The organism is Ensifer sp. ENS03, from assembly GCF_014852035.1.
In the GTDB taxonomy this organism is placed as follows: domain Bacteria; phylum Pseudomonadota; class Alphaproteobacteria; order Rhizobiales; family Rhizobiaceae; genus Ensifer; species Ensifer adhaerens.
Map to the genome: position 1 here is coordinate 173,140 of NZ_JACVAV010000001.1, position 26,161 is coordinate 199,300.

The 26,161-nt window shown below is 63.9% G+C and carries 28 protein-coding genes; 18 read left to right on the forward strand and 10 right to left on the reverse strand.

Annotation, left to right across the window (positions count from 1 at the left end):
* The first annotated feature begins 53 nt into the window (after positions 1-53).
* From IB263_RS00880 to IB263_RS00895, 4 genes are all read left to right on the forward strand, one after another.
* Positions 54-632 (forward strand): helix-turn-helix domain-containing protein, encoded by a 579-nt coding sequence (locus IB263_RS00880; RefSeq protein WP_029742416.1) that lies wholly within the window; start codon positions 54-56, stop codon positions 630-632.
* Positions 633-634: 2 nt separating this feature from the next.
* Positions 635-1,162, forward strand: a complete 528-nt coding sequence (locus IB263_RS00885) for a GNAT family N-acetyltransferase (RefSeq protein WP_029742417.1) — start codon at positions 635-637, stop codon at positions 1,160-1,162.
* 263 nt (positions 1,163-1,425) lie between these two features.
* Complete coding sequence (locus tag IB263_RS00890) at positions 1,426-2,451, forward strand: histone deacetylase family protein (protein ID WP_029742418.1); 1,026 nt, start codon at positions 1,426-1,428, stop codon at positions 2,449-2,451.
* A 99-nt stretch (positions 2,452-2,550) separates the two neighbouring features.
* The gene (locus IB263_RS00895; RefSeq protein WP_029742419.1) at positions 2,551-2,898 is read left to right on the forward strand and encodes a hypothetical protein; all 348 of its coding nucleotides are present in this window, start codon (positions 2,551-2,553) and stop codon (positions 2,896-2,898) included.
* Between the two features lie 117 nt (positions 2,899-3,015).
* On the opposite strand, the gene IB263_RS00900 is transcribed toward IB263_RS00895, so the two are convergent.
* Positions 3,016-3,654 carry an exopolysaccharide biosynthesis protein gene (locus IB263_RS00900; protein ID WP_029742420.1) on the reverse strand — a complete coding sequence of 213 codons (639 nt, stop codon included), beginning with the start codon at positions 3,652-3,654 and terminating at the stop codon, positions 3,016-3,018.
* Positions 3,655-3,857: 203 nt separating this feature from the next.
* Here IB263_RS00900 and IB263_RS00905 point away from each other — a divergent pair, with 203 nt between their 5' ends.
* Positions 3,858-4,520 (forward strand): OmpA family protein, encoded by a 663-nt coding sequence (locus IB263_RS00905; RefSeq protein WP_029742421.1) that lies wholly within the window; start codon positions 3,858-3,860, stop codon positions 4,518-4,520.
* 72 nt (positions 4,521-4,592) lie between these two features.
* Here IB263_RS00905 and IB263_RS00910 read toward each other — a convergent pair whose 3' ends face one another.
* From IB263_RS00910 to epmA, 6 genes are all read right to left on the reverse strand, one after another.
* Positions 4,593-5,408 carry a class I SAM-dependent methyltransferase gene (locus IB263_RS00910; protein WP_029742422.1) on the reverse strand — a complete coding sequence of 272 codons (816 nt, stop codon included), beginning with the start codon at positions 5,406-5,408 and terminating at the stop codon, positions 4,593-4,595.
* Positions 5,409-5,493: 85 nt separating this feature from the next.
* Complete coding sequence (locus tag IB263_RS00915; RefSeq protein WP_192437363.1) at positions 5,494-6,921, reverse strand: MFS transporter; 1,428 nt, start codon at positions 6,919-6,921, stop codon at positions 5,494-5,496.
* A gap of 90 nt (positions 6,922-7,011) precedes the next feature.
* Complete coding sequence (gene sigJ / locus IB263_RS00920) at positions 7,012-7,905, reverse strand: RNA polymerase sigma factor SigJ (protein ID WP_029742424.1); 894 nt, start codon at positions 7,903-7,905, stop codon at positions 7,012-7,014.
* Position 7,906: 1 nt separating this feature from the next.
* A complete protein-coding gene (locus IB263_RS00925) occupies positions 7,907-8,338 on the reverse strand; it encodes a carboxymuconolactone decarboxylase family protein (RefSeq protein WP_192437365.1) in 432 nt (143 codons plus the stop codon).
* Between the two features lie 169 nt (positions 8,339-8,507).
* Positions 8,508-9,560: a lysine-2,3-aminomutase-like protein gene (locus IB263_RS00930; protein ID WP_029742426.1), complete on the reverse strand. Its 1,053-nt coding sequence runs from the start codon at positions 9,558-9,560 to the stop codon at positions 8,508-8,510.
* Positions 9,557-10,609 (reverse strand): EF-P lysine aminoacylase EpmA, encoded by a 1,053-nt coding sequence (gene epmA, locus IB263_RS00935; protein WP_029742427.1) that lies wholly within the window; start codon positions 10,607-10,609, stop codon positions 9,557-9,559. The genes IB263_RS00930 and epmA overlap by 4 nt, the downstream gene beginning before the upstream one ends.
* 160 nt (positions 10,610-10,769) lie before the next feature.
* On the opposite strand from epmA, the gene efp reads away from it, so the two are divergent.
* Together efp and IB263_RS00945 are read left to right on the forward strand one after the other, a co-directional pair.
* Complete coding sequence (efp, locus tag IB263_RS00940; RefSeq protein WP_029742428.1) at positions 10,770-11,339, forward strand: elongation factor P; 570 nt, start codon at positions 10,770-10,772, stop codon at positions 11,337-11,339.
* Between the two features lie 160 nt (positions 11,340-11,499).
* A complete protein-coding gene (locus tag IB263_RS00945; protein ID WP_029742429.1) occupies positions 11,500-12,741 on the forward strand; it encodes a cyclopropane-fatty-acyl-phospholipid synthase family protein in 1,242 nt (413 codons plus the stop codon).
* Here the strand turns inward: IB263_RS00945 and IB263_RS00950 are convergent.
* Positions 12,731-13,561 carry a hypothetical protein gene (locus tag IB263_RS00950; RefSeq protein ID WP_029742430.1) on the reverse strand — a complete coding sequence of 277 codons (831 nt, stop codon included), beginning with the start codon at positions 13,559-13,561 and terminating at the stop codon, positions 12,731-12,733. The two genes, IB263_RS00945 and IB263_RS00950, sit on opposite strands and share 11 nt — an antisense overlap.
* A 165-nt stretch (positions 13,562-13,726) precedes the next feature.
* On the opposite strand from IB263_RS00950, the gene mbfA reads away from it, so the two are divergent.
* A complete protein-coding gene (mbfA, locus tag IB263_RS00955; RefSeq protein WP_029742431.1) occupies positions 13,727-14,710 on the forward strand; it encodes an iron exporter MbfA in 984 nt (327 codons plus the stop codon).
* A 74-nt stretch (positions 14,711-14,784) separates the two neighbouring features.
* Here mbfA and IB263_RS00960 read toward each other — a convergent pair whose 3' ends face one another.
* Positions 14,785-15,405, reverse strand: coding sequence for a transglutaminase-like cysteine peptidase (locus IB263_RS00960; RefSeq protein WP_029742432.1), 621 nt, complete (start codon positions 15,403-15,405; stop codon positions 14,785-14,787).
* A 289-nt stretch (positions 15,406-15,694) separates the two neighbouring features.
* On the reverse strand, positions 15,695-16,498 hold the full coding sequence (locus IB263_RS00965) for a carboxylesterase (protein ID WP_029742433.1): 804 nt from the start codon (positions 16,496-16,498) through the stop codon (positions 15,695-15,697).
* Between the two features lie 220 nt (positions 16,499-16,718).
* Between IB263_RS00965 and infC the strand changes: the two genes are divergently transcribed.
* From infC to pheT, 10 genes are all read left to right on the forward strand, one after another.
* A complete protein-coding gene (gene infC, locus IB263_RS00970) occupies positions 16,719-17,255 on the forward strand; it encodes a translation initiation factor IF-3 (RefSeq protein WP_034804663.1) in 537 nt (178 codons plus the stop codon).
* A gap of 168 nt (positions 17,256-17,423) precedes the next feature.
* Positions 17,424-17,942, forward strand: coding sequence for a hypothetical protein (locus IB263_RS00975; RefSeq protein WP_192437367.1), 519 nt, complete (start codon positions 17,424-17,426; stop codon positions 17,940-17,942).
* Between the two features lie 280 nt (positions 17,943-18,222).
* A complete protein-coding gene (locus IB263_RS00980; RefSeq protein WP_049810923.1) occupies positions 18,223-18,687 on the forward strand; it encodes a PepSY domain-containing protein in 465 nt (154 codons plus the stop codon).
* A gap of 9 nt (positions 18,688-18,696) precedes the next feature.
* Positions 18,697-19,362: a response regulator transcription factor gene (locus IB263_RS00985; RefSeq protein WP_029742438.1), complete on the forward strand. Its 666-nt coding sequence runs from the start codon at positions 18,697-18,699 to the stop codon at positions 19,360-19,362.
* Complete coding sequence (locus IB263_RS00990; protein WP_049810924.1) at positions 19,359-20,726, forward strand: sensor histidine kinase; 1,368 nt, start codon at positions 19,359-19,361, stop codon at positions 20,724-20,726. The genes IB263_RS00985 and IB263_RS00990 overlap by 4 nt, the downstream gene beginning before the upstream one ends.
* A 223-nt stretch (positions 20,727-20,949) precedes the next feature.
* Positions 20,950-21,153, forward strand: coding sequence for a 50S ribosomal protein L35 (gene rpmI, locus IB263_RS00995; RefSeq protein ID WP_025425550.1), 204 nt, complete (start codon positions 20,950-20,952; stop codon positions 21,151-21,153).
* A gap of 39 nt (positions 21,154-21,192) precedes the next feature.
* Positions 21,193-21,597, forward strand: a complete 405-nt coding sequence (gene rplT / locus IB263_RS01000; protein ID WP_029742440.1) for a 50S ribosomal protein L20 — start codon at positions 21,193-21,195, stop codon at positions 21,595-21,597.
* Between the two features lie 145 nt (positions 21,598-21,742).
* Complete coding sequence (locus tag IB263_RS01005; protein ID WP_049810925.1) at positions 21,743-22,516, forward strand: hypothetical protein; 774 nt, start codon at positions 21,743-21,745, stop codon at positions 22,514-22,516.
* Between the two features lie 52 nt (positions 22,517-22,568).
* Positions 22,569-23,651 (forward strand): phenylalanine--tRNA ligase subunit alpha, encoded by a 1,083-nt coding sequence (pheS, locus tag IB263_RS01010; RefSeq protein WP_029742442.1) that lies wholly within the window; start codon positions 22,569-22,571, stop codon positions 23,649-23,651.
* Positions 23,652-23,684: 33 nt separating this feature from the next.
* A complete protein-coding gene (gene pheT, locus IB263_RS01015; RefSeq protein ID WP_029742443.1) occupies positions 23,685-26,111 on the forward strand; it encodes a phenylalanine--tRNA ligase subunit beta in 2,427 nt (808 codons plus the stop codon).
* Positions 26,112-26,161 lie beyond the last annotated feature (50 nt).

The following is a 26,161-nucleotide window of genomic DNA, read 5'->3' on the forward strand; positions in this document are numbered from 1 at the left end:
TTTCGGTCTTTCGCAGTCTTGACTCCACTATATGAGAAATGCAATCTCAAATAATGGAAAACGTCACCGATCCCCTCGAACATGCCATCGGCGAGCGCATTCGCACGCTGCGGACGCAACAGAACCTGACGCTCGACGAGCTTGCTGCAAGTTCCGGTGTCAGCCGGGCGATGATTTCGCGCATCGAGCGCGGCGAGGCGAGCCCGACCGCTCAGCTTCTTGCCAAGCTCTGCAGCGCGCTCTCAACCACGCTTTCAGCGCTCTTTGCCTTTGACGCCGAGGGAGCTTCACCACTTGCCAGGCGCGCCGACCAGCGGCTCTGGCGCGATCCGGAATCCGGCTATCTGCGCCGCTCCGTCTCGCCGGATGGTCTTGGCTCGCCGATCGATATCGTCGAGGTCGAGTTTCCGCCCGGTGCCCGTGTCGTCTTCGAGAGGCAACCCTCCGATCGCGGCATTACCCAGCACCTCTGGCTCTTTTCCGGGCGGCTCGAAATGACGACCGAATCCGGCTTCCATTCGCTCGAGCCAGGCGATTGCCTGTTCATGGGGCTGGAGGCGGGACACATCTTTTACAACCCCCACGATGAGCCGGCTCACTACGCCGTCATCCTCTGCCGCACCAAGGTTTGACCATGTCCGATATTCAGATCCGCCTGCTGTCTGCGAATGAAGCGCTGGCCGCCATCCCTGCGCTCGCCGAGGTGCTGTCCGATTGCGTCGAGGGTGGCGCCTCGGTCGGCTTCATGCAGCCCTATCCGCCCGAGAGCGCGCTTGCCTACTGGCGCGGCGTCGCCGAGGCGGTTGCGGGCGGCGAGACGTTGCTGATGGTGGCCGAGGTTGCAGGCCGCATCCTCGGCACCGTGCAGGTCGGTGTCGCGCAGATGCCGAACCAGCCGCACCGCGGCGATCTGAAGAAGCTGCTGGTGCATCGCGACGCCCGCGGCAAAGGGCTGGCACGCCGGCTGATGGACGCGGTCGAGCGCGAGGCGGCAGCCCGCGGCAAGACGCTGCTGGTGCTCGACACCGCGACCGGCAGCGAGGCCGAGGCGATCTATCCGCGCCTGGGCTGGGAGCGCGTCGGCGTCATCCCCGACTATGCGATGTGGCCGGAAGGCGGCCTCTGCGCCACGACATTCTTCTACAAGCGGATTGCGGCCTAGCGAATGGTCTTCGATCGGCGCAATCGCCCCTCACCCTAACCCTCTCCCCGCAGGCGCGGAGAGGGGCGTGCCCTTAGCGACGCTGCCGAGCGGAGCTTTGGCCCTTCAGAGGTGCTGTTGTCGAGGCGAGCGGGTGCCGCGCGTCTCCGTCGCCCCGCTTGCGGGGAGAAGGTGGCCGGCAGGCCGGATGAGGGGCAACTTGCCAAGCCTGAAACCGCGGGTAGGGTACCGGCACCCATCTGTTGCCCCTTCAGGATACCCCCATGCGCATCTACTACTCCGAAGACCACAAGCTCCGCGACGCCAAGACCGAACTTTTCGGCGGCGAACTCGTGCCGCCTTTCGAGGCGCCGTTCCGCGCCGAATGGATCCTGGCGGCGGTGAAGGAAGCGGGTTTCCTTGATGTCGTGGCACCCGAGCGTCACGGTCTCGATGTCGCTCTCAAGCTGCACGCGCCCGATTACCTCGACTTCCTCGAGACCGCCTGGTCGCGCTGGGTCGCTGATGGCTACAGGGGGGAGGCGATCCCGGCCTGCTTCCCGGCGCGGCGCATGCGCCAGCATCCGCCGAGGGATATCGACGGCGCGCTCGGTTACTATTCCTTCGCCGCGGAAACGGCGATCACTGAGGGTACCTACGCCGCCGCCCGCGCGGCGATGGATTGCGCCATCTCGGCGGCCGACCACATCCACACCGGGAGCCGTGCCGCCTTCGCGCTCTGCCGCCCGCCCGGCCATCATGCGGCGATCGATCTCTATGGCGGCTATTCCTTCATCAACAATGCTGCCTGCGCCGCCCAGCGCCTAAGGGACTATGGTGCCCAGAAGGTCGCCGTGCTCGATGTCGATTTCCACCATGGCAACGGCACCCAGGATATTTTCTACGAACGCGGCGACGTTTACTTCGCCTCGCTGCATGGCGACCCGGTCGAGGCCTTCCCGCATTTCCTCGGCTTTGCCGACGAGGAGGGTGCCGGTGCCGGGCTCGGCACGACGAAAAACTATCCGCTGCCGCGGGGCACCCTGTTTGATGCCTGGTCGGGCGCCATGGCCGACGCGCTCTCGCGCATCGAGGCCTTCGGTGCCGAAGCCCTGGTCGTCTCGCTCGGCGTCGATACCTTCGAGCGCGACCCGATCTCGTTCTTCCAGCTGAAGTCCGAAGACTATCTGCGCATGGGCGAGGCGTTGCGGCGCACCGGCCTGCCGGTCGTCGTCTGCATGGAGGGGGGCTACGGCGTGCCGGAAATCGGCCTCAACGTCGCCAACGTGCTGAGAGGTATTTCCGGCTAGGATTCCGTCATCGGAAAAGCGTTTTGCCACTATTGACCTCAACTATACTTGAGGTCGTACGACTGCTCTCGTTCAAAAAGAGATGAGAGGAAAAGAGCTATGAGCAGTCAATCAAATAGCGTGGCGCCGCTTTACCGCATCAACAAATACACCGTGCCGGCGGAAGCGCGGCCGCAGTTCGTCGAGCTGGTCGACAAGACGCTGGCCGTCATCCGCAAGCAGGATGGATATGTGAAGGACCTGTTCCTGGAGCAGCACGCCGGTCCTGGCCAGTTTGACTTCATCACCATGATCGAATTCGCCAATGCTGACGTCGCGCCGAAGGTCGCAGCCGCGCTTGTCGAGTTCGACCGCCAGCTCGGCCTCGATCGCGAGGCGCTGATGAAGATGCTCGGCATCCGCACCGACTTTGCCAGCTACCGGGCTTTCGGCGGTCTGGCTGCCTAGAGCAATTCCAGGAAACGTGTACAGCGGTTTCGGTCCGGAATTGCGTGCCACAGATGGTCAGAACGAAAAGGCCCGGCAGTTGGCCGGGCCGATCCACACGCCTGATGTGAATATGTGTCAGGAGACGAAGAACGACGACAGGCCCTGACCGGCGGCAAAGGCCATATAGGCAAGCACGGTGAAGTAGACCGTGGTCGCGATCAGGAAGAGATAGCCCCCGGCCACCATCAGTCCGTCGCGCTGAATGATACCGAGCGAGAGTAAGAGGATCGCGATCCCCGGCAGCGTGTTCGACAGCGGGATCAGGCCGAGCGGGAACATCAGGAGAATGCCGCCGGCCATGATCATCAGGCCGTTGAAGCGGTTCATCAGCGCGCCCTGCGTCAGGAAACCGAGACGCGGACGGACGTAACGATCCAGCTTGGAAACGAGATTCGCGCCTTTCTGCAGCGTCGGCACCAGCTTCTCGGTCTCGATCCGGCGATCGAGAATGCGCTGCGGCATCCACGGCAGGCGATTGAGCGTGACCGATACGGAAATCAGGATGATCGCTGCGCCGAAGACGGTGCTGACGCCGGGGATCGACACCGGCAGCAGGAACGGCAGAGTCAGCAGGGCACACAGCAGCAGGAAGCCCTGTTCGCCGATTTCCGTCATCAGCTCGCGTAGCGTGATCGTCTCGCCGCGGATCGAGGCAATCATGCCGTTGAGCGTGTCGCTGAGACTGCGTTGCGTGTCGCCGAACTCGATTGCCATTGGAGCTTGCCTCTCTTTTCTTTGGTGCCCGTCCTATCAAGAGCGTGTGAAGGATCGGTTATTGTGTGCCCTGACGGCCACGCCGGCCGCTGGCGAAGCGGGATTTGCCGGCAAACCGTGGCGTGAATGGGACGCCTCTTCATCTTCCTGCCGCAATCGCTAGTATGAAGCAACTTCGAGCACCAATGGGGACAACTGATTCCATGATCAAGAAATGCGCCATTCTGGCTGTCGCGGCCATCTATCTTTCGGGATGCACCACCACCGATCCCTATACGGGCGAGCAGAAGATGTCGAACACGGCCGGTGGCGCGCTGATCGGCGCAGGCCTCGGCGCGGCGACCGGTCTGCTGGTTGGCGGCAGTGCCGCAGGACGGCGTGACTCCGCACTCGTCGGCGCCGCAATCGGCGGTCTCGGCGGCGGCCTGATCGGCAACTACATGGACAACCAGGAAGCCGAGCTGCGCGCCCAGTTGCAGGGCACCGGCGTATCGGTCACCCGCGCCGGCGACCGCATCATCCTCAACATGCCGTCCAACATCACGTTCGCGACCGACCGCGACCAGGTGATCCCGGCCTTCTACGACACGCTGAACTCGGTGGCGATCGTGCTGCGCAAGTTCAACAAGACGATGATCGACGTCGATGGCCACACCGACGCGACCGGCAGCGCCTCCTACAACCAGGGCCTCTCCGAGCGCCGTGCCGCTTCGGTCGCCAACTACCTGGCGGGCCAGGGCGTCGACCAGCGCCGCATGTCGGCCATGGGCTACGGCAAGGAGCGTCCGATCGCGTCCAACGGAAGCGAAGCCGGCCGCGCGCAGAACCGCCGCGTCGAAATCTCGATCGCGCCGATCAAGGCCTGATCGGCCGAAAGCGACCGCTTGCAATCGAAGGGGCTGCGCCGCAAGGCGCGGCCCTTTTCATGCCTTGCCGGGCTAGAAACGGTAGCGCAACAGGCGGCCCATCCGGCGCAGCATCGGCAGGGCGCTGACGACATGCGCCGCTATCCGCGCCATCGGCGACAGGCGTGCGACCTGGCCTGAATCATACTCGCTGATCTCGTCGAGCAACGTCAACCCGGGCACGTCGCGTTCCAGCGTTTGCGCGTTTTCCAGCCCCCAGCGAAGCTCCGCCCCCGTTGCCCGCAGCGATGGGCTCAGCCGCAAAAGCTCGATACCGAGATGGCTGTAGGCGTCGAAGACGATTTCCCCGCCGGCAAGACAGGAGGTCAGCCGTCGCAAGACGTCGCGGACCTCGTGTTCTGAGAGATAGGGAAACACGCCTTCGGCGACGACGATCGCCGGGCGGTCCGCCGGAACGAGGTCGATCCACTCACGCTCCGTTATCGAGGAGGCGATCGTCGTGCAGCCGGCGCGCGCCGGGAAAAGCTGTCGCCGCAAGGCGATCACATCGGGAAAGTCGACATCGAACCAGCCGACGGATGCCGGCGGATCGAGCCGCAATATACGTGTGTCGAGACCGCAGCCGAGGTTGAGCACGATTGCGTCCGGGTGGCGCCCGATAAAGGCGCGCGCCCAGCGGTCGAGCATATGGGCGCGCACGGCAATGCCGATCGTCATGTCGTGGCCGGCATCGGGCGGTTTCGGCCTGCCGGCGAGCCGCCGCATGAGATCGGCGGCAAAGTGATCGTTGAGCAGGGAATCCGGGAACGCGCTCTCTGCGGCTTTGGCCTGGAGCGTGACCAGCAAGGTCTCCCGTACGCCGTGAAGGCCGATCTCCTCGGCTTCCATCCTCTCCTCCCAAGGGCGTGATGCACCCCGCCGCACAGCTTGCATTTTGCAGGCCCTCTACCCCGGGGAAGGCCCGCAAAGGCGCCTATTTCGCCGTTCGGCGCGCCCGCCAGACTCGTCCGGCTGTCAGAACGGCCAGCGCCGGCATCAGCGCAAACAGCCAGAAGAGCCAGCGTGTCGCCATCGCCACGCCTTCCGTCGACGGCGTTTCGATGCCGGCGAGATTGGCGGTAAGCCCGGCCAGCGCCGCGCCGAGTGCTGCGGCGAAGAGCTGGACCGTGGTAATCGAACTCGACGCCTTCTCCGCTTCGCCTTCCGGCGCAAATTCATAGACGGCCGTCACGATGTGCGGCCAGGCAAAGCCCATGCCGAAGCCGACCGCCATGATGCCGAGGCTGAGCGGCGCGGCGATCACCATGAATTCCGATCCTGCCATCGGCATGAACAGCGCAATCAGCGCCAGGCCGACAAAGCCGAAGACCGGGCCGGCAAAGATCGTCTGCTTTGCCCTTTCCCCATGCCAGTGGGCGCTTGTCATCGACCCGGCGGTCCAGCCGATCGACATCAGCGCCGCAATGTAGCCGGCTACCAGCGGCGACAATCCGTGCAGCTCCTGCAGGAGGTACGGCACATAGATTTCCGGCTGCAGGCCGACCATCAGCAGGGTGATCGTAGCATAAAGGGCTGCCAGCGGGGAGGTCGGGGTGAAACTGCCGGAGGGGAGCAGCTTGCCTGTCGCCCGTTTCTCGACGACGAGCAGTGCCAGGAACATGAGGATCGCCGCGCCGACGCAGCCTACCTGCTCCACCGCCGTGTTCAGCGTGCTGGCGATGGAAAGCGCAAGCACGATGGCGACGAGCAGCGCCAGTTGCACCAAGGGAAGCGGCGTGCGTGCGCCTTCGCCGGCAGCCTTGCGCGGCAAGGTCGAGAAGGCGAGGGTTGCCAGCAGCGCCGTCAGCGGCAAGAGCGACCAGAAGGCGACGCGCCAGGTGGAAAACTCCGCGAACATACCGCCGATCGCCGGACCGACCAGCGTCGCCGTACCCCAGGTGGCCGAAATCAGGCCGATGGCGCGGGTCCAGAGCTCTGGCCGGAAGACCTCACGGATCACGCCATAGGCAAGCGCATAGAGCAGCCCGCCGCCGAAACCCTGGATCGCGCGGCCGGCGAGCAGCATCGCCATCGAGGGGGCCGCAGCGCAGAGGAGTGTGCCCAGCCCGAAGACCAGCGCACCGATCGCATAAGCGCCGCCGGCGCCGACGGCACCAAGCAGCCGGGCCGACAGGGCCGCGCCGAGGATCGAGGCGGCGACGAAGACGGTCGTGCTCCAGGCGTAATATTCGAGCCCGCCGATCTCGCGCACGATCGACGGCATGATCGTCGTCACGACGTAGATGTTGAGCGCGTGCAGCGCGACGCCGCCGCTGAGCACCAGCGAATGCACGGCGTTCCCGCCGGTCAAAAGCGCGCGCCAGCCGGTTTCCTGGTGGGCTGCGGATGTTTTTTCGAGCATGTCAGTACCTCATGCAGCGGTATTGCCGAAAACGTGCGACCGGCCTGGCCGGTGGGGAGGATCACGTTTGCAAGGGCGATGCCGCCAGTATCAGTGGAGCGCAGCCTCGCCGAAATGCGTGAGCTTGTCCGGGTTGCGCATGATGAAGATGTCGTTGACGTTTCCGTCGCCGTCATAGCCGAAGGCGACGGTTGCCGCGATCTCGTTTTTCGCTTCGTCCCGAAGCACGATGCCGCGGCCGCCATTGATGTCGCCGATTTCCCAGACGTAATGCGACCAGTATTCGGTAAGCCGATCGATGATAAAGGCGAGCACCGTCTCCTTGCCCGAGAGCACTCCGAGCACGGTCGCCACCTTGCCGCCGCCGTCGGCCGTCAGCTTCACATCGGCCGAAAGCAGGGCCGAGAGGCTAGCGATATTGCCGCCGTGGATTGCCTGGTGGAAGGCCGAAAGCAGTTCGTCCTGTCGCTCACGCGGCGTCTGGTGCCGGGCTTTTTCGAGCCCGATATTGGTCTTGGCGCGCGACACCAGCTTGCGGGCGGCGGTTTCCTGCATGTCGAGCGTTTCGGCCACTTCCTCATAGGGCTGGCCGAAGATCTCGTGCAGCAGATAGGCGGCGCGCTCCTTCGGTGTGAGCCGTTCGAGCATCAGCAGGAAGGCCGTCGTCAGTGAGGATGTCAGCGCCAGCTTCTCCTCGGCATTGTCATCGCTCGCCGTATGGATCGGCTCCGGCAGCCATGCACCGACATAATCGATGCGCTTGCGGTGCGCCGCCTTCAGGAGGTCGAGGCAGCGCCGCGTGCAGGCGGTCGTCAGCCACGCCGCCGGCGTTTCGACCGTTGTCCGGTCGACCTCCTGCCATTTCAGGAACGTGTCCTGCACCGCATCTTCCGCATCGGCACGCGAGCCGAGGATGCGGTAGGCAAGGCCGAGAAGGCGCGGGCGCGCCTCCTCGAAGATCTGCATGTGCTGCCGGTCGTTCATGTCAGTGCCTCGAGATCTGGATGCGGTTCCAAAGGTTGATCATCGCCACCGTCGCGGTGATGACGCTGATCTCCTTTTCGCTGAAATGCTGGCGCAGCTCGGCGCGAAGCGGCGCAAAGTCGGTGCGCGGCTCGAGTTCGGTCAGAGCTTCGGTCCAGGCAAGCGCTGCCTTCTCGCGCGGCGTGAACTCACTGACCTGGTCCCAGACGATGATGCGGTCGAGCCGCTCGTTGCTCTCGCCCTCGGTGCGGGATTCCTTGGTGTGCATCTTCACGCAGAAGCCGCAGCGGTTGATCTGTGAGGCGCGCAGCTGCACGAGATTGTGGATCGTGCGGTCGAGCCCGTGCAGGTCCATGGTCTTGTGCACGTCGGCGAGCGCGCCGAGCACATCGGAGATTTCCTGTTCGTAGCGGACGGCCTTGGTATCGGTCATGGTCTCAACTCCATCGTTGTCGTGTTGCTTATGACCAATTGACGATCGACGCCGGACAGCTGTGACGCGGGCACGATGATTTTTCTCGCAGGACGCGAAGAAAAATGCATGAGCTGATTATTTTGAAGAAGTTTCAATAATTTGGAGAGTCGCGATTTCTCGCCGTGCATCAGGCTTTCGGTGGATAGCTGTGCTCGCCGCCGCGAAAATCCGTGACGGTGTAGCAGCCGCCGCCCTCGTCCGCGATCGAGGCAGCGCTGATCACCGCCTTGCCGTGCCCGCCGGGAATGTCGAGGATATAGGTCGGCTGGCAGAGGCCGGAGACGCGGCCGCGCAGGGCGGCAACCAGCGCCTGGCCTTCCTCGATCGTCAGGCGAAAATGGCTGGTGCCGGGGGCGAGATCCGGGTGGTGCAGGTAGTAGGGCTTGATCCGCGTTTCGACGAAGGCGCGCATCAGGCTGGCAAGCACCTCGGCATCGTCGTTGACGCCCCTCAAGAGCACCGATTGGCTGATCAGGACGATGCCGGCATCGATCAGGCGGGCAGAGGCGGCACGCGCCTCGTCCGTCAGCTCGCGCGGGTGGTTGGCATGCAGCGCCACATAGGTCGCCTTGCCGCTGGCTTTGAGTGCAGCGATCAGGTCGGCGTCGATGCGTGCCGGCTCGACCACGGGCACGCGGGTGTGGAAGCGGACGATCTTCACATGCGGGATCGGCTTCAGCCGTTCCATGAGTTCGGCGAGCCGCCGCGGGGACAGTACCAGCGGATCGCCGCCGGTGAGGATCACCTCCCAGATTTCCTTGTGTTCGGCGATGTAGGCGATCGCGGCATCGAGTTCGGCTGGCGTCAGCGTGCCGAGCCCCTGGGGCCCGACCATTTCGCGGCGGAAGCAGAAGCGGCAATAGACCGGGCAGACATGCACGGCCTTCAGGAGCACCCGGTCGGGATAACGGTGGACGATGCCGGTCACGGGACTGTGCGGCTTGTCGCCGATCGGGTCCTCGCGCTCTTCGGGCAGCAGGGTCAACTCGGCGGCATCCGGCACGAACTGCCGGGCAATCGGGTCATTGGGGTCGTTGGGATCGATGAGACCGGTGATGGCGGGGCTGATCGCAACGGCATAACGCTCGGCAACGGCGGCAACCGCCGCCTCCTTGGCGCTGTCGATGAGGCCTGTTTCGACCAGTTCGCGTGCGGTCTTGATCGGGCGGTGCGCGTTCACGCTCGTGTCTCCGCCACTGGCGCCCAGAGCACCTGGTCGATGCGTGAGGCTCCGGTTGCGAGCATCACCAGCCGGTCGAAGCCGAGCGCGATGCCGCTTGCCTCGGGCATGAAGGCAAGTGCTGCAAGAAAATCCTCGTCGAGCGGATAGGTCTCGCCATAGACGCGGGCCTTCTCCGCCATCTCCATCTCGAAGCGACGCCGTTGTTCCGGCGCATCCGTCAGCTCGCCGAAGGCATTGGCAAGCTCAACGCCGCAGGCATAGAGCTCGAAGCGTTCGGCAACGCGAGGGTCGCGTGCGGCAGGACGCGCCAGTGCCGCCTCGGCCGTCGGATATTCGTCGAGGATCGTCGCGCGGCCGAAGCCGAGGTGCGGCTCGACCTTTTCGACGAGCACCCGGCTGAAAAGATCGGCCCAGGTGTCGTCATGGGCGACCCGAAGGCCGGCTGCGGCCATCGTGGCAGCCAGATGGTCGCGGTCGGTCTCGCCATTGGCGGCGATCGATGCCAGCAGGTCGATGCCGGCAAAGCGCTCGAAGGCGTCCGCCACGCTGAGGCGCTCCGGAGCGGCGAAGGGATCGCAGTCCTGCCCCTGGAAAATGAACTGCTTGGTGCCGGTGGTTTCCGCCGCAAGCGCCAGGATCTCGGCGCAGTCGCGCATCAACGCCTCGTAGCTTTCGCCGGCGCGGTACCATTCGAGCATGGTGAACTCGGGGTGATGAAGCGGCCCGCGCTCGCGGTTGCGGTAGACATGGGCAAAGCAGGCGATGCGCTCTTCGCCGGCGGCCAGCAGCTTCTTGCAGGCAAATTCCGGCGAGGTGTGCAGATAGAGCGGATGGCCGGTTCCGTCGTGGTTGAGCGCCTCGGTCGCGAAGGCATGCAGGTGCGCCTCGTTGCCGGGCGAGACCTGCAGGGTCGCGGTATCGACCTCGATGAAGTCGCGTGTCTCGAAGAACCGGCGCAATACCGATTGGATCCGGTTGCGGCCGAGAAGAAACGGGCGCCGGTCGGCATGGACATCGGGTGTCCACCAGGGTGAGGCATGCGACATGATCGGTTCAGTCCAGGCTTTCTTCGTGCAGATACCGGCTCAGGCTGGCTATTTGCGCGAAATTAGGGTAGTGGCGGCGCGAAATCCTTCTTTCCGCGTCCTTCAGGGCCCGTGTTTCCGGCCCGCGGTGTCGCGCATACCTCTGTTACAAGGAAGACTAATGGTCAAGGTCATCGCTTCATCTGTCCGTAAGGGCAACGTTCTCGACGTCGACGGCAAGCTCTATGTCGTGCTTACCGCCCAGAACTTCCACCCGGGCAAGGGCACGCCGGTCACCCAGGTCGACATGCGCCGCATTTCCGACGGCGTGAAGGTCTCCGAACGCTACCGCACGACCGAACAGGTCGAGCGCGCCTTCGTCGAAGACCGCGAGCACACCTTCCTTTATGAAGACGCCGAAGGCTTCCACTTCATGAACCCGGAAAGCTATGACCAGCTGGTCATGACCACCGAGGACATCGGCGATCTCAAGGCCTACCTGCAGGAAGGCATGGCCGTCATTCTTTCGATCCACGAAGGCCTGGCGATCGCCATCGACCTGCCGCGCCACGTGACGCTCGAAATCACCGAGACCGAGCCGGTCGTCAAGGGCCAGACGGCTTCGTCGTCCTACAAGCCGGCCATTCTGTCGAACGGCGTCCGCACGCTGGTTCCGCCGCATATCCAGGCCGGCACCCGCGTCATCATCGCGACGGAAGACGGCTCCTACGTCGAGCGCGCCAAGGACTGAGGCATCGACCAGGTCAATTTGGACGGGGACGGCAGCGAAGGTTGCCGTCCCCGTTTTCGTTTCGGGCAGGCCGCATGAGCAACCAGAAATTTAAGGGGCGCATTTCGAAAAACGGGTGCTAGGATGCGGCGCCGATACGACGTGTCACGAGAGGGCCTGCATGTTCCCATTGTCGCATATGATGAAGTCGTTCATTCGCAAGGGTCGCCTGACGGTGATCGATGCCGATGGCAAGAGGCACGTTTATTCCGGGACGCCAGGACCGGAAGTGACGATGCGTCTCACCGACAAGAAGCTTTATCGCAGCCTCGTCTTCAATGCCGAACTGGCCGCCGGCGAAGCCTATATGGACGGCACCATGCGCTTCGAGGAGGGCTCCACCCTCCGCGATTTCCTGACGCTGTTTTCGATCAACCGCCTGTCGCTCGGCTCCTACCCGATCCAGAAGTTGCTGCGCGCGGTAAAAATGCGTTTCCGCAAGCGTCAGCAGGCCAACCCCAAGGGCAAGGCCCAGCAGAACGTCGCGCATCACTACGATCTCGGCAACGAGTTCTACAAGCTGTTCCTCGACGAGAACATGCTCTACTCCTGCGCCTACTTCCGCGAGCCCAACGAGACGCTCGAGACGGCGCAGCGCAACAAGCTGAGGTTGCTTGCCTCCAAGCTTTGCCTGGAGCCCGGCATGAAGGTGCTGGATATTGGCTGCGGCTGGGGCGATCTCGCGATGTACTTGGCGCAGCTGGCGGATGTTCAGGTGCTCGGCGTCACGCTTTCCAAGGAGCAGCAGGCGCTTGCCACCGAACGGGCGCGCAAGGCGGGCCTGTCGGACCGGGTGCGCTTCGAGCTCAAGGACTATCGCGATGTGCAGGGGCCGTTCGACCGCATCGTCTCGGTCGGGATGTTCGAACATGTCGGCGTCCATCACTATGACGAGTTCTTCAAGAAGCTGAACGCGCTGATGCCGGACGACGGCCTGGCGGTGCTGCATTCGATCGGCCACATGAGCCCGCCCGGCATGGCGAGCTCGTGGCTTCGCAAGTACATCTTCCCGGGCGCCTATTCGCCGGCACTGTCGGAGGTCTTCGAGGTCGTCGAGCGCAACAGCCTCTGGGTCAGCGATCTCGAATTCCTGCGGGTGCACTACGCGACGACGCTTGCCCATTGGGGCGCGCGCTTCGACGCGAACCGCGACAAGGTGATCGCGCTATACGACGAGCGCTTTGCCCGCATGTGGGAGTTCTATCTGATCAGTGCCGAGATGATGTTCCGCACCGGCAGCCAGCTTGTCTTCCACATGCAGCTGTCGCGCTCGCGTGATGCGGCGCCGATCGTTCGCGACTACATCACCGACCGCCAGCGCGATTACATGGCCCGCGAACAGGCGCTCGCTCTCAACCTTTGAACGGGTGTTCTCCGTCACCTTGCCAGCGTAATCGCTTGTAGTCGAAGCCGAACTCCAGCGTCGGCTTGACGATCGCGAAGAACGGCGAGAGGTCGAAATCCCTGGGCGTGTAGAGCGAATGATGGCGGATATGCAGGATCTCCTCGCGTGAATAGGTCGAGGTCGCGGACGCCCGTCCGGGCGCGCGGGTAACCTCGGGCAGGATCGGATAGCGGATCTGCTCGAAGGCGGCCGCAATCAGCGTCGAGCAGATCGCGCGCGTCGGGTCGCCGGAACCGAAGGCAAGCAGGCGCCGCCGCCAGCGCACCGGAACCGGCGGCGTCGGCATGAAATAGCGCAGCATGTCCAAAATGTTCTTCAGGTCGTATTTCATCCCGAGCCTCGAGATCATGAAGCCGACGAGTGCTGTGCGATCATCCGGCGTCAGCGCGATAGGCCGGCAGATGCGGGTGTTGAACGAGGCGTATTTCTTCAACGGCACGGCAACGCAGCCCTCGCCGATGTTTACCTCGATCAGTTGCGGCCGCTCGATGACGGGCAGTGTCGCCTGATCGAGCGTCAGCGGCATCTGGTCACCGGCAAAGAAGGCGGCATGCGACCAGGTCGATTGCGTCAGATACTTGATCGCTGCCGAAACCTTCTGGTTGCCTTCGATCAGGAGAATGTCGCCCGGGCGCAGCGTGCGCGCCAGCGTTTCCTGATCGGATGGCGTGTAGGGCTCGTAGCCCGACGTCTGCGCCTGCAGGCGTGCGGCGAGCCTGGCGCCGGCACGATCGAGCAGCGTGTCCTTGCTTTCGGAAAGTGGATAGATGGTCCTCATCGAGGCGATCGCTCCGGGGAGGGGATGGGGATTCGAAACTGGCGGGCATGGTGGCCGAGCCGCGACACTCTGTCGAGCGATTGTTACATGATTGCATAGCTTTGGGCTTGACGGTGCGATCCCGCGTTTCTATTTTAGAACTATTCTAAAGAAGGTTTTCTCCCAATGTTTTCCCGTCTCTTCTCCCGTTCCAAACGCCCGTTTTTGTCTCTCAGCGAACAGGAAATCCTGGCGCTCGCCATCTCCTCCGAGGAGGACGACGGGCGCATCTATCTCGCCTATGCCGATGCGCTTCGAGCACAGTATCCCCACTCGGCAAAAGTGTTCGAGGAGATGGCGGAGGAGGAAAGCCACCACAGGCAATGGTTGATCGATCTGCACGTCCAGCGCTTCGGCAACCGCATCCCGCTGATCCGGCGCGAACATGTGCGCGACTTCCCCGAGCGCAAGCCTGACTGGCTGATTGCCGAAATGCCGATCGAAAAGGCACGCGAGGAGGCCGAAGCGATGGAGGAGGCGGCGCACCGCTTCTATGTCGAGGCCGCCACCAGAACCCAGGATGCCGCCACCCGCAAACTGCTCGGCGATCTCGCGATCGCCGAAAAGTCGCATGAATCGCTCGCCCGTCGGCTTGGCGAAGAGCATACGCCTGAGGACGTGCGCGCCGAGGAGGACCAGACCGCGCGCCGCCAGTTCATTCTCACTTACGTTCAGCCCGGTCTCGCCGGCCTGATGGACGGCTCGGTCTCGACGCTGGCCCCGATCTTCGCCGCTGCCTTCGCCACCCAGGATACCTGGCAGACCTTCCTTGTCGGTCTCTCGGCCTCCGTCGGCGCCGGCATCTCCATGGGCTTCACCGAAGCCGCCCATGATGACGGCAAGCTTTCCGGTCGCGGCTCACCGATCAAGCGCGGCCTTGCCTCCGGGATCATGACCGCGCTCGGCGGTCTCGGCCATGCGCTGCCCTATCTGATCCCGCATTTCTGGACGGCGACCGCGACTGCAGCGGTAATCGTCTTCGTCGAGCTTTGGGCGATCGCCTTCATCCAGAACCGCTACATGGAAACGCCGTTCCTCAGGGCCGCTTTCCAGGTGGTGCTCGGCGGCGGTCTGGTGCTCGCGGCCGGCATCCTGATCGGCAACGCCTGACGGGCGAGCGGCAGATACTAAAAAAGGGCCGGTTCGACCGGCCCTTTTTTGAAACTCTTCGTGTTGTCTTGAGGTCAGTTGCCGACCGAGCCAACGAGGACTTCCGCGCCGTTCTGGATGGTGACCCAGCGGCCGCTGTGGTTCGACGCCTGGCGCTTCAGGTAGCGGTAGGGCGTGTTGGTCCAGAGCTTGACGCCGTTTTCGAGGTTATCGAGGATGAAGTCGCCCTGCGAGGTGCGAACGGTCAGAACCGCATGGCCTTCGCCGTCAGGCTTGCGCACCACGGTGATCAACAGGTCGCTTGCCGAGAAGCCCCTGCTCATCAGGCGCTTGCGCTTTTCGAGCACGAAGTCTTCGCAGTCGCCGGCGCCGTCCGGATAGGACCAGACTTCGTCCCGGCCGTGCAGTTCCAGGTCGGTCATCGGCGTGATCTCGCGGTTGACCGCCGCGTTCACCTGCCGGATCGTTGCCCAGCCTCGTTCGGTCACGCGCGCAGCGACGGTTCCCTTGGAGCGTACGTTGCACTCGCTCTTGTACTTCTGGCAGAATTCGTAGTGGCCGATCGGCTGCGAGGTCGCGGAGCCGGTCTGCATCCAGGGAGGCGATCCCGCCTGTGCGGGGATTGCCGTGTTTGCTGAAATGAAAAGTGCGCAGAACGCCGCGATACTTCCCTTAACCCCAGTCCAAGACGCCATACAAGTCCCCTGCGGCGCGGTATGCCGGACGCTCTTTGTCCGGACGCATTCGCGCAATCCTGAGTTGAAGGCAGCTTGTTTAGGTTCGTCCCCGGCGCTGCTCTAATCGTTAATAAAGAGTTAATAACGTCGGGGCTGCGGAGTCAATCTCCGGAATCGGGGCATCGGACTTTATGGTTAAAACCGGAGCGGGGTGCACGCGAACCGTTGCGCCGCAGGGGATCTGCGGCACGGGACGGGTTTTGTCCTTGAGGTTCGGTCGAAAAGGAAGGGCTACTCCGGCATGGGCTCAGGCGAGCATCGTGCCGATCGCCTGTTTCATTTTAGCAATGTCTTCTTCACGCGAGAGGCGATGGTCGCCATCGCGAATGAGCGTCATGACGACGTCGTCGGCGGGTAGGTGCTCCATCAGCCGCAGGGCGTGGGAGTAGGGGACATCGGGGTCGCGCATGCCCTGCAGGATGTGCACCGGGCAGCCGGTGGAGATCGTGCCGTCGAGCACCCGGTTGGCCCGCCCGTCCTCGATGAGCGCGCGGGTAAAGATGTTCGGCTCGGGGCTGTATTCGGAAGGCTCCTCGAAATAGCCGCGTTCTAAAAGCGAGGCCCGCTCGGAACCCGTCAGGTTGGGCTCGATCAGTTCGGCGGTAAAGTCGGGTGCCGGCGCGATCAGCACGAGACCGGCGAGCCGGTTTCCGTCGTCCCGGCGCCTGAGCTCCTGGATGACCCGCAAGGCAATCCAGCCGCCCATCGACGAACCGATCAGCACCACGCGCCCCGGTGCCGCCTGATCGATGACGGCGAGGCTTTCTTCCAGCCAGCGCGAGATCGTGCCGTCGGTGAAGGCGCCGCCGGAGGAGCCATGGCCGGAATAATCGAAGCGCACGCAGCTAGCCCCCCGTTCCATGGCATAGCGCTCGACTTCGACCGCCTTGGTGCCGGTCATGTCCGAGCGGTAGCCGCCGAGCCAGACCAGCGTCGGCTGTCCATCCGTCGGCTTGTCGGCGTGCCGCACGCGCATCGCGATCTTGCGCGCGGCCTCCGCTGCGCCGACCTCGATGAAGCTGATTTCCGTCTCGGCTGGCGTATTCTGCATGCAAATTCTCTCCAAGGGCCCGTTTCGCTGGCGATTTTCTTTCTAAAACAGATTCGTCTTGCTATCGACAGGTGGTGATTTTCCTTGCAAGCCGTGCTATTGACTCTCCCGTCGCAATTCACACATTGCCGTCGGTGACAGATTCAGGCGCTTCGTTTGGGATCGCGCCGGCGAACGAATTAAACAACATTTTTCGAAATAGCTCGAGGAGAGTACGACCATTCGCAGACCGTTCAAAGCGGACGCCCCCGTCAAGGAGGGGCCGCGCTCAAACAAGGAAATCCGGGTGCCCCGGGTTCAGCTTATCGACGCCGAAGGCCAGAACATCGGCGCCGTCCCGATCGACCAGGCGCTCCGTATGGCGGAGGAAGCCGGTCTTGATCTGGTGGAAATCGCGCCGAACTCCGAACCGCCGGTGTGCAAGATCCTCGATCTTGGCAAGCTGAAGTTCGCCAACCAGAAGAAGGCGGCCGAAGCGCGCAAGAAGCAGAAGATCGTCGAAATCAAAGAAATCAAGATGCGTCCCAACATCGACACGCACGATTATGACGTGAAGATGCGGGCGATGAACCGGTTCTTCGAGGACGGCGACAAGGTCAAGGTCACGCTGAAGTTCCGCGGTCGCGAAATGGCCCACCAGGAACTCGGCATGAAGCTTCTGCTGCAGGTCAAGGACGACACCCAGGCGATTGCCAAGGTGGAAGCCGAGCCGAAGCTCGAAGGCCGCCAGATGATGATGGTTCTCGCGCCGCGCTAAGCGCGTGCCGCCCATCCGTCGAGATGACGAAAGCCGCCTCCGGGCGGCTTTTTTCGTTTGCGGGATCCTTCGGGCTTTGCTGACAGAATGCTGACAATCGCCCTCAGCGAGCTGTCAGGCGTCCCGTGCCATTCTCTCCGCATCGCATCGGGAGAAGGAGCCGAGATCATGACTTCAGTACTGCGCAAGGCCTTGCTCGTTTCTACGGTCGCCGTCTGCGGCCTCGTTTCGGCGCCGATTGGCGCTTCCCTCGTTGCCACCGGAGCGTCGCATCCCTTCTCGACCATGGCGCTCGCCGACGATGACGGCGACGATAACGGCGGTCGTGGTGGCGGCAATGACGACCGCGACGACGATCGGGACGACGGTCGTCACAACGATCGAGACGATGACGATGATCGCGGCCCCGGTCATCGCGACGACGATGATGATGACCGCTTCGACGACATCGACGACGACTTCGATGATGCCCGAGATGATCATGAGATTGAACTGCGGGTGACCGACGAAAATCTCCGGGGCCTGCGCAATGGTTCGCTGGTTGCCGTCGACAATCTCGGCCGGGTGCTCGAGGTCGAGGTGGAATACGAACATGGCGTTCGCGTCGTGACGGTCGAGCCGCACGACAGCGATATCCGCCGCAATCCGGGACCGGTCGGCAGCGTCTCCATCCGGCCGGCATTCTGATCAGGTCACAATTTGCCCGGCGCATTCGCCCCACACCATGCGCCGGAGCGATGGTCGGCCGTCACCAGCCCGCCCGGCGGCCCGACCCGGCAAGCGCATGCCCCCTGTGCCCGAAATGGCGCCGGGGGCATGCGCGTCGCTGGCGTTCTCGTCAAGGCTGGCATAGGCTCGCCCCGAACGATGCCCGCGGCGTCGCCGCAGACGAACCACCTGGCGGATGCTTGCGCAAGCGCATTTGGAAGGACCCGACGCTGAGGAGCAGTTGCGACAGGATGAAGCCATGGCGATGACACGACGAGACCTGATCGCGCTCTTCTGCTGCTCGCTCCTGCTTTCGCTCGCGCCGCAGCCCGGCGGCATGGCGGCTCTCGCCAAGGATGACGACGACGATGATGACGGTGGCTCGCATGGCGGCGGCGGGCACGGCAACGACGATGACGACGATGACGACGAAGACGATGATGATGATGACGACGAAGACCTCGGGCCGGATGGTGCCGGCGGTATCCGTCGGAGCGATCAGGAGCGGGCGCGCGACGGCGTCGAAAAGGGCGACATCCTGCCGCTGAAGGAGGTTCTCCGGCTGGTCGACGAAGACAGATACGGCCAGGTCATTGCGGTCGATCTCAAGCGATCGGGTAGCAGCGAGATTTACCGGCTCCGCACCCGCGACGAGCAGGGCACGATCCGCAACCTGCGCATCAATGCTCGAACCGGCAAGTTCGTGAACATTTTCGGGTTCTAGAGGAACGACATGCGGATTCTTCTGGCGGAGGACGATCCCAACATCGCGGCCCATGTGGCAAGCCGGCTGGAGGCGGAAGGCTACGGCGTCGATACGCTCACCCATGGCCCGGATGTCTGGGAGCAAGGGGAGAGCGGTAACTACGCCCTGGTCATCCTCGATCTCGGCCTGCCGGGCATGGACGGGCTGTCGATCCTGAAGCGTTGGCGGCAGGCGGGGCTGGAGACGCCGGTTCTGGTTCTGACGGCGCGCGGCTCCTGGATGGAGCGCGTCGACGGTTTCGATGCCGGGGCGGACGACTATCTGCCGAAACCCTTTCGGGCCGAGGAGCTTCTGGCGCGGCTGCGCGCCCTTCTGCGGCGCGCCGGTCCGCGTGTTGGGTCGGTGCGTGCTGCCGGACGCTTCACCCTCGACGAGGCGGGGCGCCGGGTGACCTTCGACGGGCTGCCGCTCGACCTCAGCCCGCTCGAATACCGCATGCTTGCACTGTTCGTGGAGCGCAAGGGGCAGGTTGTCACGCCGCTCGAGCTGGCAAGCCACGTTCAGGGCCGCGACGACGATGCCGCCAAGAATGCGGTGGAAGCGATGATTGCCCGTCTGCGCAAGAAGACGGAGAGCGGTGCGATCGAAACGCGGCGTGGATTTGGCTATGTCCTGCCGGACGGTGGCGCATGATTCGCTCGTTGCGGCTGAGGCTGGCAATCGGCGCATCGGTCGCCATCTGCCTGGTTCTGCTGGTGGTCTGGCTCTCCTTGAGCCGGCTTTTTACCGACTACGTTGCCGGGCGCTACCGCGCCGAAATGGCAACGCTCGTCGATACGGTTGCCGCCCAGGTGCGGGTGCGCAACGGTGAATTGGTGCTGCCGCGCGCGCCGGCCGATCCGCGCCTGAGCCTGCCGGCCGGCGGCCGCTACTGGCAGCTCGACCGCGACGGCGGCACTCCTTTGCGTTCGCGCTCCCTGTGGGACACGGTGATCGATGCCGAGCGACCGTCGGCGCCGCACCACCTGGGCTTCCTCGAAGCGGAGGGGCCGGACGGCGCGCCGATCCTTGTCTACCGCCAGGCCCTGACGCTTGGCGAAGGCGCGGATGCCAAGCGCTTCGCGGTTACTGCCGGCTTTGCGCGCAGCGAACTTGATGACGCTCTCTCCGCCTTTCACGGCCGTATCCGGCTGATGCTGCTGGCGACGGCCGTCGTGCTTGCCGGCGCCGCATTCCTGCAGGGTGCCCTCGGCCTTCTGCCGCTGGTGCGGCTGCGGGAACGAGCCGCCCGCGTCCGGTCCGGCGAGGAGAAGGATTTTGGCCTGGCCGGGCCAAGTGAGATGCAGCCGCTCGTCAGCGAAATCAATCTTCTGCTTGCGGAGCGCGCGACGGCGCTGGCGCAGGCCCGGGCGCGCGCCAGCGACCTCGCCCACGGGCTGAAGACGCCGCTGACGGTGCTGGCGCAACTCGCCGAAAGCCTGCCGAAACACCAGCGCGACATCGCGCTCGAACAGGTCGACCTCGTACGCCAGCGCGCCGACCGCCAGCTTCAGGCGGCCCGCATGGGCGTCGAGCGCATGGCAACGACCTTACTCGCCGATCTCGGCAACAAGCTGGTCAGCGTCCTGCGTCCCGTGACCGCGGAGCGCGACGTCGTCTGGGAGGTCGACATCGATCCGTCGATTTCACTCGACGTCGATCCGGCCGACCTTGCCGAATGTCTCGGCAATCTGCTCGACAATGCCGCCAAATGGGCGCGGGCACGGATCCGCCTATCGGCCGAGGTGGTCGACGGGCGCGTGCGGATCACGGTCGGTGACGATGGGCCGGGGGTTGCCGAGGGCGACCGCGAGCAGGCGATGCGCCGCGGGGGGCATAGTGCCAATGCAGCGCCGGGCCACGCCTCCGGCAATGGCCTGGGGCTTGCGATCAGCGCCGATATAGCGGAGGCCTATGGCGCGACCATGTCGCTCGGGCAGTCGGCCCTGGGCGGTCTCGAGGTCGCACTGATCTTCGACGTCGGCGGCGGCAGCCGGCGCCCGCGCGATCCGACCTGAGGCGCAATGCGTCGTCGCAAAAAAAAGGCGGCATGCGCAGGCGGCGAAGGCACTGGATCGCCGCTTGCAGCCCGCTCTTTCGATTCCCCAGTTGCGCTTTTCGGGATGTGCGGTTATAAGCCCCCGTCCGAACGGTCCGGCAGGGCATGCCGTGGCCGTTCTTAACGCTGGAAATGGACCTCGTCTGTCCGTTTCGATTCTTAAGAACATATGGAGTAGCAAAATGCCCAAGATGAAGACGAAATCGTCTGCCAAGAAGCGGTTCAAGATCACCGCGACCGGCAAGGTTCGTGCAGCAGCTGCTGGCAAGCGCCACGGCATGATCAAGCGTTCCAACAAGTTCATCCGCGACGCACGTGGAACCATGGTTCTCGCGGAGCCTGATGGCAAGAAGGTCATCAAGAACTACCTGCCCAACGGTCTCTAAGACTTTCAGGCATATTGGACACGTTAAGGAGATCATGACATGGCACGTGTAAAACGCGGCGTAACCGCTCACGCCAAGCACAAGAAGACGCTCAAGGCAGCCAAGGGCTTCTATGGCCGTCGCAAGAACACCATCCGCGCCGCCAAGGCAGCGGTTGACCGTTCGAAGCAGTTCGCTTACCGCGACCGCAAGGTCAACAAGCGCAACTTCCGCGCTCTCTGGATCCAGCGTATCAACGCTGCCGTCCGCGAATTCGGCCTGACCTACGGCCGCTTCATCGACGGCCTGAACAAGGCTGGCATCGAAGTCGACCGCAAGGTCCTGTCCGACATGGCTATCCATGAGCCGGCAGCATTCGGCGCCCTCGTCGAAGCTTCCAAGAAGGCGCTCGCCTATCTCAAGGAAGCCGGCACGGCAAACGAGTTTGAAAGCGCTGTTCGTTAAGCCAGCGTTTTCCCAAAATCGTTTTTGAAATTAGTTGGGAAACCCGCGCTGGCAGGGCTGGCGCGGGTTTTTCTTGTTTTACGGGACGAAAGTGTACCACGATCGAAGGGGACCATGCGCGGTCCCGGAGCTTGATGACGACGATATGACGTCTCTGCTGGCAGCGCTTGCAGCCGGTCGGGAGCGCGTTGAGCGCTGCGAGCTCAAGGATCGTATGGTCTGGATCAAGCGCTATCGTCGTCAGGGCCCTCGTCTTTGGCTGCGCACGCAAGCCTTCGTCGCGCGGGTCTGTGGCCTTCCGGTACTGTTGCCGTCCCCGCTTCTCGACGTCGAGGGCATGATCGAGCGCGAAGTTCGCCAGATCGCGACCTTCTCCGCGGCCGGTTTCATGACGCCCGAGGTCGTCTACCGTGGGCCGAAGGTGCTGGTTCTCTCCCATCTTGGTCTGCCGGTCAGCAAGCATATGGGGCCGCTGCGCAACAGCGACGCCGCCGCGCACGATCAGCTGCTGGTGCGCTGCGCTGCGGAACTCGGGCGCCTGCACCGCGCAGGTCTCTGCCACGGACGTCCGCATCCGCGCGATTTCATCATCGACAACGGCGAATTCGGCTTCCTTGATTTCGAGGAGGTGCCTGCGAGCGTCATGCCGCTGGCGACCGCCCAGGCGCGCGACCTCTGGCTCCTGTTCCTGCAGGTGGCGAGCCGGGCCGTGCAGCCGGAAACCCCGGCCGCGGCCTTTGCCGCCTGGAGGCGCGCAGCGCCGGCGGAAGCCAGCCGGGCGCTCACCGAAATCATGCCGCTCTTCATCCGCTTCCTGCCGCTGGCGCGCTTCGTCCTGCGCTTCCGCAAGGGCAACGATATCATCCGTTTCATCGCTGCGACGGACTATCTGGCGGGTGCAACGCGATCACATTCCTGAAGACAAGAACCGATATAGAACCGAACCCATTCCCGCATCGAGGCAGGACAGAATGAGCGAACTGGAAACACTGGAACGGACACTCCTGGCGGACATCGACGCCGCCGGCGACGAAGGATCGATCGAGGCGGTGCGCGTCAACGCGCTCGGCAAGAAGGGCTCGATCTCCGAGCTCCTGAAGACGCTCGGCACCATGACGCCGGAAGAGCGCCAGACCCGCGGCGCGCAGATCAACGCGCTGAAGAACACGGTCGCCGAAGCGATCGCCGCCCGCAAGTCGGCGCTGAAGGACCAGGCGATCGCCGAGCGCCTGGCGCGCGAGACTGTCGATATCAGCCTGCCGGTCCGCTCCTCGCCGGCCGAGCGCGGCCGCATCCACCCGATCAGCCAGATCGTCGACGAGATCACCGCGATCTTCGGCGACATGGGCTTCTCGATCGCCGAAGGTCCGGACATCGAGACCGATTACTACAACTTCACGGCGCTGAACTTCCCCGAAGGTCATCCGGCCCGCGAGATGCACGATACGTTCTTCTTCAACCCGGATGAGAACGGCGATCGCAAGGTGCTGCGCACGCACACCTCGCCGGTGCAGATCCGCACGATGGAAGCGCAGAAGCCGCCGATCCGCATCATCATCCCCGGCAAGACCTACCGCCAGGATTCGGACGCGACCCACTCGCCGATGTTCCATCAGGTCGAAGGCCTGGTCATCGACAAGGCGGCCAACGTCGCCAATATGCGCTGGGTGCTGGAAGAATTCTGCAAGGCCTTCTTCGAGGTGGACCAGGTGACGATGCGCTTCCGCCCGTCCTTCTTCCCCTTCACCGAGCCGTCCTTCGAGGTCGACATCCAGTGCGACCGCTCCGGCCCGATCGTGAAATTCGGCGAGGGCACCGACTGGATGGAGATCCTCGGCTGCGGCATGGTGCACCCGAACGTGCTGCGCTCGGGCGGGCTCGATCCGGACGAGTACCAGGGCTTCGCCTGGGGCATGGGCCTCGATCGCATCGCCATGCTGAAATACGGCATGCCGGACCTGCGCGACTTCTTCAACGCCGACGTTCGCTGGATGACCCATTACGGCTTCCGCCCGCTGGACATGCCGACGCTGTTCGGCGGTCTCTCGGCCTGATCGCGCGTAGATATTTAGGACACAGGTGAAATCATGAAATTCACGCTTTCCTGGCTCAAGGACCACCTTGAAACCGACGCTTCGCTGGAAGACATCTGCGCGCGCCTGACGATGATCGGGCTCGAAGTGGAAGACGTCGACGACAAGGCCGCCTTCAAGCCCTTCGTCATCGCCAAGGTCGTTTCGGCCGAGCAGCATCCGAACGCCGACAAGCTGCGGGTACTGATGGTCGACACCGGCGCCGGCGCTCCGATCCAGGTCGTCTGCGGCGCACCGAATGCGCGCGCCGGCCTTATCGGCGCCTTTGCAGCCCCCGGTACCTATGTTCCCGGCATCGACGTGACGCTCGCCGTCGGCACCATCCGTGGCGTCGAAAGCCGCGGCATGATGTGCTCGGAAAAGGAACTGCAGATCTCCGAGGACCACAACGGCATCATCGACCTTCCGGCCGACGCACCCGTTGGCACGAGCTATGCGACCTATGCCGGCCTCGACGATCCGATGATCGAGATCAACCTGACGCCGAACCGGCCGGACTGCACCAGCGTCTACGGCATTGCCCGTGACCTCGCCGCTTCCGGCCTCGGCACCTTGAAGGCGCGCAAGGCGCCGGCCTTCAAGGTGGAAGGCGACACGCCCACCAAGCTGACGCTCGATCTCGGCGAAGACAGGCATCTCTGCCCGGGCTTCTCGCTGCGCCTGGTGCGCGGCGTCAAAAACGGCCCGTCGCCGAAGTGGATGCAGCAGCGCCTGCTGGCGATTGGCCTCCGCCCGATCAACGCGCTGGTCGACATCACCAACTACATGACCTTCGACCAGGGCCGGCCGATGCACGTCTTCGACGCCGCCAAGGTCGAGGGCAACCTGACGGTCCGCCGCGCCAAGGACGGCGAGACGGTGCTGGCGCTTGACCAGCGCGAATATAAGCTCGGTCCCAACAACGTGGTCATCGCCGACGAAAAGGCGATCGAGTCGATCGGCGGCGTCATGGGCGGCGAACATTCCGGCTGCGACGAGAACACCACCGACGTCCTGATCGAATCGGCTCTCTGGGACCCGATGAACATCGCCAAGACCGGCCGCACGCTCGGCATCATCACCGATGCGCGCTACCGCTTCGAGCGTGGCGTCGACCCGGAATATATGGTGCCCGGTCTCGAGCGCACCACCGAACTGGTGCTCGAGCTTTGCGGTGGCACCGCCGCCAAGGCGGAAGTGGTCGGTTATGCCGGCCATGAGCCGAAGATCGTCGACTTCCCGGTTTCCGAAGTGAAGCGCCTGACGGGCCTTGAGGTTTCCTCCGAGGAAAGCGTCTCGATCCTGAAAAAGCTCGGCTTCGGCGTGGAAGGTTCTGGCGACCGCTTCAAGGTGTCGGTTCCTTCCTGGCGTCCCGATGTCGACGGCAAGGCCGATCTCGTCGAAGAGGTCATGCGCATCCACGGCGTCGACAACATCGTCGCAGCCCCCTTGCCGAGCCATGGTACCGTCAACGGCAAGATCCTGACGACGCTGCAGATCCGCACGCGCCTTGCCAAGCGCGCGCTTGCCAGCCGCGGCATGCTCGAAGCCGTTACCTGGTCGTTCATCTCCGAAGAGCAGGCAAAGCTCTTTGGCGGCGGCGCACCGACACTGAAGCTTGCGAACCCGATTGCCTCCGACATGTCGGACATGCGCCCGTCGCTGCTGCCGGGCCTTTTGACGGCTGCCCAGCGCAATGCCGACAAGGGTTTCGGCGACGTCGCGATCTTCGAAGTCTCCGGCACCTATGAAGGCGATACGGCGGACGCGCAGCGCCGCGTAGCCGGCGGCATTCGTCGCGGCACGGCTTCCTTGAACGGTGCAGGTCGTCTCTGGTCGAACGCCGCCAAGGGCGGCGGCAAGCCGGTCGACGTGTTCGACGCCAAGGCCGACGCGATTGCCGTGCTCGAAGCCTGCGGCGTGCCGATGGGCAACGTCCAGTTCGAACCGGGCGGTCCCGCTTGGTATCATCCGGGCCGCTCCGGCACGATCAAGCTCGGCCCGAAGATCATTCTCGGCACCTTCGGCGAGTTCCATCCGAAGACGCTGGAAGCGCTCGACGTCTCCGGCGCACTCTGCGGCTTCGAGATCTATGTCGATGCCATGCCGGAGCCGAAGAAGAAGGCGACCCGCACCAAGCCGGCGCTCGATCTTTCGCCGTTCCAGGCGGTCAAGCGCGACTTCGCCTTCGTTGTCGACAAGGCGGTGGAAGCCGGCGCAATCCTGCGCGCCGCTTCGGGTGCCGACCGCAAGCTGGTGACCGGCGTCAGCGTCTTCGACGTCTTCGAGGGTGCATCGCTCGGCGAAGGCAAGAAGTCGATCGCCATCGAGGTGACCATCCAGCCGGTCGAGCGTACGCTCACCGACGAGGATTTCGAGGCGCTCACCGCCAAGATCGTCGCCAATGTGACGAAGACGACCGGCGGCGTACTGCGCGCCTGATCCGTTCGACAAAAACGGATACCGAAAGGGCCGCTGCACCGCAGCGGCCC